The following is a 4,138-nucleotide window of genomic DNA, read 5'->3' on the forward strand; positions in this document are numbered from 1 at the left end:
CATCATCGGCCCCAACGGCGCGGGCAAGTCCACGCTGTTCAATCTGATCAGCGGGCGCTTTGAGCCCACCAGCGGCGATGTGATCCTGAATGGCCAGCGCATCAACGGCATGGCACCGTACGAGATCAACCGGCGCGGGCTCTCGCGCAGCTTCCAGATCACCAACATCTTTCCCAAGCTGTCGGTGTTCGAAAACCTGCGGTGCGGCGTGCTGTGGAGCATGGGCTACAAGTACACGTTCCTGCGCTTCCTGTCGAACCTGCACGATGCCAATGAGCGCGCCAAGCAGCTCATGGAGATGATCAAGCTCGACAAGAAGCGCGACACGCTGGCGATGAACCTGACCTACGCCGAGCAGCGTGCGCTGGAGATTGGCATCACCATCGCGGGCGGTGCCAACGTGATCCTGCTGGACGAACCGACGGCCGGCATGAGCAAGACCGAGACCTCACGCTTCATCCACCTCATCAAGGAAGTGACCGAAGGCCGCACGCTGTTGACGGTGGAGCACGACATGGGCGTGGTGTTCGGCCTGGCCGACAAGATCGCTGTGGTGGTGTATGGCGAGGTGATTGCCTTTGACACGCCCGACAAGGTGCGCGCCAACCAGCGCGTGCAAGAGGCCTATCTGGGCTCGGTCGTTGCGGACGAGCAAGGGGCGGGACACTGACATGCTGAAAATCGAAAATCTCCACGCCTATTACGGCAAGAGCCATGTGCTGCATGGCGTGACCTTTGATGTACAACCCGGTGAAATCGTGGCCCTGCTGGGGCGCAACGGTTCGGGCCGCTCCACCACCGCCAAGGCCATCATGGGTCTGGTGGACTGGGAGGGCACACTCAACTGGAAGGGGCAGGACCTCAATGGCAGGAAGGCCTACGAGATCGCCCACCTGGGGGTGGGTTATGTGCCCGAAAGCCGCGATGTGTTCCCCAACCTCACCGTGCACCAGAACCTGATGCTCGGCCAAAAGGGCAGTGGCAAGAACAGCCGCTGGTCGTTTGACGATATGTACGAGATGTTCCCCCGACTCAAGGAGCGCCAGCACACCGAGGCGGGCGTGATGTCGGGCGGCGAGCAGCAGATGTTGACCCTGTGCCGCACGCTCATGGGYGACCCSGACCTSATCATCATCGACGAGCCCACCGARGGYCTKGCRCCCAAGATCGTCGARCTGGTGGGCCAGTACCTGCAGACCATCAAGTCGCGCGGCATCTCGGTGCTGTTGATCGAGCAGAAGCTGACCATTGCCATGAAGATCTCAGACCGCGCACTGGTGATGGGGCATGGCTCTATCGTGTTCCAGGGCACACCGGACAGCCTGCGGGCCGACAACTACATCCGCAAGGAATGGCTTGAAGTCTGACGATTTCTGAAAAACCATGGCCAAAAGAGGCGCCCGATAGCTGAAGGCGCCTCTTTTTTTGCTCTACCAAATGTCGCACTGCAAACCCCCTTGTCCCGCCCGGGACAAATTGACACGCCAAATGGGTTTGAAGTCTCTACAATAAAAACGCACGATCGTTCTTTTTCACTTTCCAAGGAACAACAGCACCATGACCGCTGAATACAAAGTCCACGGCTCCGTTGCCGTGATCACCATGGCCAACCCTCCCGTCAACGGACTCGGTCTGGCGACCCGCCAGGGCATCGTGGACGGCCTTGGCCGTGCCAATGCCGATGCAGCGGTCACGTCCATCGTGATCACCGGTGCCGGTGGTGCGTTCTCTGGCGGCGCCGACATCAAGGAGTTCGGCACCGACAAGTCCCTGCAAGAACCCAACCTGCTGTCGGTGATTGCCGCCATTGAAAACTCGGCCAAGCCCGTCGTGGCTGCCATGCACAGCGTGGCCATGGGCGGCGGGCTGGAGCTGGCCCTGGGTTGCCACTACCGCATTGCGGCGCCTGGCTGCTCGATTGCACTGCCCGAAGTCAAGCTGGGCCTGATCCCCGGCGCAGGCGGTACGCAGCGCCTGCCCCGCGTGATTGGTGTGGAAGCCGCGCTCAACCTCATCGTGAGCGGTGAGCCCGTCAAGAGCGAAATGATCGGCGCCGTGCCCGGCCAGAAGCTGTTTGACAAGATGGCCGCGTCGGCCGAATCGCTGGCCGCAGAAGCCCTGGCGTTTGCCCAGAGCGTGGCCGATGCCCGTCCGCTGCCCCTGGTGCGCAACTTCCCCTGCAAGCACCCCGAAGGCGATGCGTACTTCCAGTTCGCACGCAACATGGTCAAGGGCATGGCCAAGAACTTCCCCGCGCCCGCCAAGTGCGTGGACGCGGTCGAAGCGGCCACCAAGAAGAAGTTCGCCGAGGGCATGCTGGTCGAGCGCGAGATCTTCATCAACCTGATGTGGACGCCCGAGTCGCGTGCATTGCGCCACCTGTTCATGGCCGAGCGTGCGGCGAGCAAGATCCCTGATGTGGCCTCCGACACCCCCAAGCGCGACATCAAGCTGGTGGGCGTGATTGGCGCGGGCACCATGGGTGGCGGCATTTCCATGAACTTCCTGAACGCAGGCATCCCCGTCAAGATCCTGGAAATGAAGCAGGAAGCCCTGGACCGTGGCGTGGCCACGATCAAGAAGAACTACGAAGCCCAGGTCAAGAAGGGCAAGCTCAAGCAGGACAAGTACGAGCAGCGCATGGCCCTGCTGAGCACCACGCTGAGCTACGACGATCTCAAGGACTGCGACCTCATCATCGAAGCCGTGTTTGAAGAGATGGGCGTCAAGGAAGCCGTGTTCAAGCAACTCGACGCTGTGGCCAAACCTGGCGCCATCCTGGCCTCCAACACCTCCACGCTCGACGTGGACAAGATCGCAGCGTTTACCAAGCGTCCGCAGGACGTGGTGGGCATGCACTTCTTCAGCCCTGCCAACGTGATGAAGCTGCTGGAAGTGGTGCGTGGCAAGGAGACCGCCAAGGACGTGCTGGCCACCGTGATGGCCATCGGCAAGAAGATCAAGAAGACTTCGGTGGTCTCGGGCGTGTGCGATGGTTTCATCGGCAACCGCATGATCGAGCAGTACAGCCGCCAGGCTGGCTTCCTGCTAGACGAAGGCTGCACGCCCCAGCAGGTGGACAAGGCCATCGAAAAGTTTGGCTTTGCCATGGGCCCGTTCCGCATGGGCGACCTGGCGGGTAACGACATTGGCTGGGCCATCCGCAAGCGCCGCTCCGTCGAACGTGCCGACATGAAGTACAGCCGCACGGCCGACAAGCTGTGTGAACTGGGCCGCTTCGGCCAGAAGACCGGCGCAGGCTGGTACGACTACCAGGCCGGCAAGCGCGACGCGATCCCGAGCGACCTGGTCAACAAGATGATCGAAGACCACCGCAAGGAACTGGGYATCACGCCGCGCAAGATTTCSGAYGAAGARATCGTGCAGCGCCTGGTGTWYGCRCTGGTCAACGAAGGCGCGCACATCCTGGARGACGGCATTGCCWSSAAGTCSGGCGACATCGACATGGTGTACCTGACCGGCTACGGCTTCCCCATCCACCGTGGCGGCCCCATGCACTACGCCAGCGAAGTGGGTCTGTTCAACGTGGTGCAGGCCATGGACCGTTTTGCCAAGAACCCGCTGGATGACGCAGCGTTCTGGAAGCCCGCTCCGCTGCTGGCCAAGCTGGCCGCCGAAGGCAAGGCCTTCCAGTAAATAGCCGCGTGCACCCATCTACAGAATCAAAGGAATTCACATGACCTCCGCAGTGATTGTTTCCACCGCCCGCACGCCGCTCGCCAAGAGCTGGAAGGGTKCSTTCAACATGACGCAYGGCGCCACSCTSGGCGGCCATGCCGTGCAGCACGCCRTKKYGCGCGCCGGCATCGAMGSYGCMGAMGTSGACGACGTSATCATGGGYTGCGCCACGCCYGARGGCGCSACCGGCWSCAACATYGCGCGCCAGATCGCCTTGAAGGCCGGTCTGCCCATCACCGCCTCCGGCGTCACGGTCAACCGCTTTTGCTCTTCGGGGCTGCAGACCATTGCCATGGCCGCCCAGCGCATCATCGCTGGCGAAGCCGATGTGTTCGTGGCCGGTGGTGTTGAAAGCATCTCCTGCGTGCAGCAGGAGATGAACCTGCACATGATCCAGGACCTGGCTCTGGCCAAGCAAAAGCCCGAGATTTACTGGAGC

4 protein-coding genes are annotated in these 4,138 nt (G+C 61.7%); all 4 read left to right on the plus strand.

Translation table 11 applies throughout. The annotated features are described in order from the left end of the window. A partial coding sequence (locus AC04MI_RS23830; protein WP_476498887.1) for an ABC transporter ATP-binding protein occupies window positions 1-670 on the plus strand: 670 nt, incomplete at its 5' end. 1 nt (window position 671) lies between these two features. Beyond that, a complete protein-coding gene (locus AC04MI_RS23835) occupies window positions 672-1,367 on the plus strand; it encodes an ABC transporter ATP-binding protein (protein WP_056063513.1) in 696 nt (231 codons plus the stop codon). 190 nt (window positions 1,368-1,557) lie between these two features. Further along, window positions 1,558-3,657 carry a 3-hydroxyacyl-CoA dehydrogenase NAD-binding domain-containing protein gene (locus AC04MI_RS23840; protein ID WP_476498888.1) on the plus strand — a complete coding sequence of 700 codons (2,100 nt, stop codon included), beginning with the start codon at window positions 1,558-1,560 and terminating at the stop codon, window positions 3,655-3,657. A gap of 40 nt (window positions 3,658-3,697) precedes the next feature. Next, window positions 3,698-4,138 (plus strand): thiolase family protein (locus tag AC04MI_RS23845; RefSeq protein WP_476498889.1); only part of this gene is annotated, 441 nt, incomplete at its 3' end.

The sequence above is a fragment of the Acidovorax sp. LjRoot204 genome (assembly GCF_056175785.1).